This window comes from Shewanella sp. 10N.261.52.F9 (assembly GCF_041471165.1).
GTDB lineage: Bacteria > Pseudomonadota > Gammaproteobacteria > Enterobacterales > Shewanellaceae > Shewanella > Shewanella marinintestina.
On the sequence record NZ_JBFRNX010000037.1, the window covers coordinates 1 to 4,336 of the forward strand.

The 4,336-nt window shown below is 41.1% G+C and carries 2 protein-coding genes; both read right to left on the bottom strand.

From position 1 onward, the window contains the following. A partial coding sequence (locus AB4298_RS20360; protein ID WP_371988181.1) for a retention module-containing protein occupies positions 1 to 863 on the bottom strand: 863 nt, incomplete at its 3' end. Between the two features lie 251 nt (positions 864 to 1,114). After that, positions 1,115 to 4,336: VWA domain-containing protein (locus tag AB4298_RS20365; protein WP_371988183.1), on the bottom strand; the 3,222-nt coding region annotated here is incomplete at its 5' end.

The window sequence follows — 4,336 nt, forward strand, 5'->3', positions numbered from 1 at the left end:
TTATCTAAGACATTGCCGGTGGCGACTTCATCTTCTGCAATGGTATTGCTGTCATTAACCAGCACGCTCGTGTCATCAACTGGCGTGACTTCAATCGTCAGCGTCGCGGTTAAACCGGTGTTTGTGGTGTATGTGATAACCGGAACAACACCGTTCCAATTTTCATTGGGGGTGAAGGTGTAAGAGCCGTCGGCATTGATAACTAACACGCCATCGTCCAGTTCAACGCTGGTGCCAGCGTTATAAGTTTGCCCTTCAACTTCAAAGCTAACTACTGATAATGCTTCATCAAAATCGGTATCGTTGCTTAACACATTGCCAGATGCAACAGTATCTTCAGGTATTATGTTGCTATCATTATTTAACGTACTTGGACTATCTAATACAGTAGTATTGGCATTGGAAAAGTTATTATTTTCATCGTTTGCTATATCGTTTTTCAGAAATGACGTATCGAAGCCGTTGCTCGCTAAAGTTTCATTTCCTGAGCGGGAAATAGATACATGGCTTGAGCCCCCTTCGCTATTACTTTGGTTGCCTGCTGCAGTATCAGGGCCTTCACTAGGGTCTTCCCCAGCTAAAATAAGCGCTTGAATTTCTTCAATTTCACTTAATGCTAGTTCGTCATCAGAGATATCAGCATTGGCTGCAGTATTTGATGATGGCACTTCAGTGGTTGATGACAATAAAGTTCCATCGTCATAAAGAATTTCAACGGCACTATTTTCAGCTATTAGTAGCTTTGCGCCAGCAGGGACAGATTCGCCTTCAGCGATTTGTTTGTCATTACCCATAATGTTGACTGTAACGACACCACTTAGGTTCTGAATTTGGCCAGCTTGTGTGGTGAGAATAGACTTCATTGTTTGGCTCCCTGCGAAAACAACAGATGTAGCATTTATTTTTTATAAAGCAACGTATATTTCGTCAATGTTATACAGTTTGAAATATTGGGTCAATTTTTTGACGATATTGTTTTGTGCTGAACATTTATTATTCTAAAGTGAATAATTCTATTTCTGTATCCTGTAATTAAAAAAGACCACAAGGATTGTGGCCTTTTTAATTAAAGCGCAAAAAAGCTAATTGCGCCGCTTGAACAAAAGATTGATATTTATGGAGGGTTTAACCCGTCGTCCAATTGGTTGTAAGGTGGGATAAATGGTGTTGTATTAGGATCTGCGATCAGTGCCTCATCGTTGATAAGTTGGCTGATAATTACGCTAGCATCGGAGGAACCATAAATACTAGATAGGTCTACGCCATCTAAAACAATCATGACGCTATTTGTACCTGCACCCAAGCCGTCAGTGTCAATAGTAATAGTTGTGTCACCGCCGCTAAAACTAAATGATAAGAAGTCTTCTAGATTTCCGTTTTCTTCGTTAATTAATACGTCTGAAAGATCGAGAGTATCAATTTGGTTATTAAAGCCATAAACGGTGTCAGTACTTCCATCAGCCGATCCTGCGCCCCATGTGAAAAAGTCTCTTTCATTATCTTCTGGGGTTAATAACTCTCCCCCATAAAGGTCATCATTACCTTCTCCGCCATTGATTAAATCTCTGCCTATGCCACCAATGATAGTGTCATTTCCATCACCACCAATAAGCACGTCATTACCTTCTCCGCCATCAATGATGTCATCACCACCTTGACCGAAAATAATATCGTTGCCAGCATCGCCGTTTAAGGTATCGTTACCATCATCTGTTTGTGAAACATCGAAAACGGCATAGTTATTAGTAATAAAGTCATGAACATCAGCATCTTTAACGGCATTAATATTAATACCTAAATCGTCAGCAACATATTGTCTAATAGCATCCATTCCTTGTAGACCATTACCAAGGAAGTCTGATAAGTCTCCAAAGATGATGTCATCACCAGCACCGCCTGAAACGATATCGTTACCTGGTAAGATGTTCGATTGAAGAATTGCATCAGCGAGATCATTAACGTCAACATTGTTAATTAACGGTGCAGCCGAATCAAATTGCTGCAATATTGATGTGTTAATATTTGGACCTAAACCAATAGCCTCTACATCTGAAATTGCATTCAATAGCGCAAATGCGGCTAAAGCATTGTTAAAGTAGTTACCCGATTGGCCATTGTCTGTGTTTGGCGCTCCGTCAGTAATGAAGAATGTACGATTATTGCCATTTGGATAATTAGTATTAAACCAGTTATATGCTTCAGTTAGCGCTGCAGAGTAATTGGTACTGCCTCCGCTTGTCATTGCAGTTAAAGCTTGTGCAATTTGAGCCGCAGCATTACCAGTACTTAAATCGATTTCTATTAAAGTATTAGCACTTTGGTCAAAATCGACTAGAAGGACGTTTACCGTCCCTGCGCCCGGTAGGTTTGCATTTGCAATCAAGGTATCTAGTACCGCTATGATTTGCTGCTTTGCTGTTGCAACTGCACTCGCTCCCATACTGCCTGAAGAATCGATAACAAATGCAATATTATAGTCGTCTCCCGGCATAAGGCCTGTTACGTCACTAACTATGGTGTCATTACCAGTTGTTCCTGTATAAGTATCATCTCCTGGATTTAGAGTAGCACTGTTAAACACACCTATATCTACAGTTGCTGTGTCTAGTCCACCATTACCATCACTGATGGTATAGGTGAAACTGACTGGATTTGATGAATTACCATTATGCGCAAAGGTAAATGAACCATCGGCTTGAACTGTCAGCTGTCCACTTGGTATAGAAATAATAGCGGAACCATTTACATAGGTAAGATCAACCCCGTTAATTTGGGTGATGGTTAACGTATCAGCGTCAGCATCGCTGTCCACTCCGCTTTCAGTGTCATCAGTGATCATGTTGGCCATAATTACTGAGCCTGAATCTACGTTATAAGTGTTATTCAGGGCATTCGGTAGCAGGTTGTCTGGGGTCAGAGTGATATTAAATTGGCCGGTGTTATCCTGGGTAAATACAATTGCGTCACCGTCACCGTCAGTGGCTGAGTAACCGAACTCTATATCAATTGGTTCATTAAAGATCAGCCCGCTTGAAGCAAGACTGGTTACCTGGAAGTCTTCGCCGCTTAAATGGATTATCTCAATTGACATGATTGATAGGCCGTTGGCTTCCAATTCTTCGATTAACAAAGTTGGGTTAATTGTTGTATTAACAACTTTAGTGCTGTTGTCCGAATAAGTAATGATATATTGGATGTCTGCAGATCCGGTGTGGACCCCGTTGTTATTAGTACCTAGATTAATAGCTAATAAGGAAGTTCCATTTGGACCATAATCAATTTTAATGGACTCATCGTCACTAATTGAAGTCTGTGGACCGACTCCCATACCATGGCTATTGGCATTAATCTGAGAAGCAATGCCGTTAGTAAACCCCGTAATTGTTGATATGACGTTTGAGGCTTGGCCGTTTTGACTATAAATAGTTCCGTCAGCATCTACATAATAAGCTGAGTTATTACCTGCTGGGGCAGAATCTAAGTCATAGTCAATGAGGGTTTCTAGGTCGACCTCTTGTAGAAGCTCAAATACGTAATCGTAATGACCGTTTTGGTCTAATACTGCTGTGACTGTAAATACATCTGTGCCATTAGCGCTCGCGGTAAGGGTGTTACCGCTCATTGAATAACTAAGATCTTGTCCGTTATATTGCAAGCCTGTTGTTAATACTTGGAAATTTACACTACCAAAGCCATCTGCTCCAGGGGCGAATAGATCTCCTGTAACATCGCTTCCTACTACGTGAGGAATAATATTCTGAGCTAATTCATCAACCTCATCTACAGGAGCATCATCTTCAATGGTGACATCAAAGTTTGTTATCACATCTTGAGTGCCATCGTTAATAGTTACCCCGAAATTAAACGTCAGAATGTCTTCTACATCATTTAATGGATGATCGATATTATTCAGCAGATTAACAGTATAAGTTGCCTCAAAACCTGAAAGACCTGAGGACACTGCACCTAAAACGATAGTCATCACAGGAGTGCCATTTGCAGAACCTGTGAGGGTATTGGTATTACTGTTCCAAGACCAGCTAACAAGAACGCCGTTTGAATACATATCTGTACTTGGCCCCGCTAGGGATAACGTAAATACATTACTATCTGGGGCATCACTATCAGTGAATGTGATGGTACCAGTGTCGGTTTTTAGGTTGGTGACATCTGTTGGTGTACCAATGTCATCGATAATACCGTTATCTAGGCCTTCCTCTGAAACTGTGACTGGTGTAGCTGCTACAACCTGAGGCGCATCATTGCCGCCGTTAATAGTAATTGTCACCGTTTCAGTATCGAACGCCCCATTCGCATCGGTTACCGTGACATCAAA